Consider the following 1,289-nt stretch of genomic DNA (forward strand, 5'->3'; position numbering starts at 1 on the left):
GATCCGCAGATTCAGATTGTTTATCAACATCTTCAGTTTAATCCGGCATGTGATGTTGATAATCTTGATGTTGATTTAGGAAAATTTCATCAATGATTTAGAATATTCACTCATCATTCTACATATTGAATAAAAACTGAATATTATAAATTTCTTTCATTTCAAACCTGTTTATATTTCATCAATTAATTCCTTGTCCATCACAAACGAAGCTGGCATGTAAAGAAGGACTTTTGAAAAAAGTGGGATTGCTTCTTATGAACATTCTCTAGCGCTAAAATGTGTAAAGTATTGAATGCTGAAAAAAGAATGATGACATCCATTTATTACAGTAATGAAAATAATACACTGTATCTTATCAAAATTTCTCTGGAACCTATCATATACAAAAAAACAACCGTAAAAACACAATAAGCATACTTTACTTTTTATTATAACTTGACTTCAAACTCCCTCTGTTTGTTCTAAAAACAATTATTTATCCAAAATTCTTAAGTAAATATCCTAAAAAAGGGAACAAATAGCATATTAAATGATATAAACGTGCATAAATTTCTAAAACAAAATTCAAAACAATGCATAAAGCTCATAAAGACTAAACTTGTAATCTATACAAATTAATAAAGAAATGGACAAAAATAACCATCAATATCGTCTTTTCTGAAAGATTATGCCACAAGTATTCAGCATTCAAGCTTCTCACATTCACAATGAAATCTATCCCCATATCTTAACATCAAAAATTTTAGAAAAATTACTCATCGCATAGAAGAAAGTATATATTATAATCTTTGATATCAACAATAACCATATTAATTAAAGTAAAACAAATTTTAATACATTGAACGGCAGAAAAATATTCTTCCTTTCATATAAAAATACATATTGTACCTCTTTTAAAAAAGATGGCGCAATCCAGCAGAGAAACTCGCTCCAGAAAAACCAACTTTCTTAAATTTATGCTGATAAGTTACATCTCCATAAAGAGAAAGTTTTGAAGAAAGACGCGCATTAAACCCAAGACCTGCTTCCAAAAAAGAACCAAAAAAACCTAACTGAAAATCGTTTTTAAAAGAAACAAATTGCTTATCTTCAAAACTATGCAAATAAGAAAGCTTACTATAAAAAGAAACGACACGTCCCTCTTCAGAAACATTAAGTGTCTTGCTTAAACGCCCACCAACACGCCCCACCCATTGATGAAATTTTCCTAAATCAACATCAAGATTATCAACATCACATGCCGGATTAAACTGAAGATGTTGATAAACAATCTGAATCTGCGGATC

Annotated in this window: 1 protein-coding gene; it reads right to left on the reverse strand. The window is 29.5% G+C overall.

The genetic code is table 11. The features are described 5' to 3' along the window. Window positions 1-896: 896 nt before the first annotated feature. Window positions 897-1,289, reverse strand: a 393-nt coding sequence (locus tag PVV60_RS10525) for an autotransporter outer membrane beta-barrel domain-containing protein (protein WP_273724676.1), incomplete at its 5' end; no start/stop codon positions are given.

The sequence above is a fragment of the Bartonella sp. AU18XJBT genome (genome assembly GCF_028618595.1).
Lineage (GTDB): Bacteria > Pseudomonadota > Alphaproteobacteria > Rhizobiales > Rhizobiaceae > Bartonella.